The organism is Campylobacter concisus (genome assembly GCF_050447445.1).
Taxonomy (GTDB): Bacteria; Campylobacterota; Campylobacteria; order Campylobacterales; family Campylobacteraceae; genus Campylobacter_A; species Campylobacter_A concisus_BI.
Genome location: NZ_JALMFW010000003.1, coordinates 1 through 301, shown reverse-complemented (window position 1 = coordinate 301; position 301 = coordinate 1). Strand labels below are relative to the sequence as shown.

Here is a 301-nt window from a genome sequence, read left to right as displayed (position 1 = left end):
CGCTTTTTAAAGAATATCGAAGCTGTTTTGAGGTACTAAATTTACTAATTGCCGTTCGAGAAAGTGGTAGAAAAGTTGTGAGTTCAAGCGGCAGTTTACTTGAGTTAAAGAGTTATTTTGATGAGCCAGAGAAAATTTACAGCTTTCTTTTAGAGACTGGACTTGATGAAATTTTCAAGGATAGAAAAATTAAAAATTTATGTGATTATGTGTTTGGCGTAGAGGTTGGACTTGACACAAACGCCAGAAAAAACCGCAGTGGAAAAAATTTTGCGAATTTAATCTCAGAAAGGTTTCGCTC

1 protein-coding gene is annotated in these 301 nt (G+C 34.9%); it reads left to right on the top strand.

Features of this window, described 5'->3' with window-relative positions; genetic code table 11:
* Nucleotides 1-301, top strand: a 301-nt coding sequence (locus MTT30_RS09870) for a DpnII family type II restriction endonuclease (protein ID WP_429801871.1), incomplete at both ends; no start/stop codon positions are given.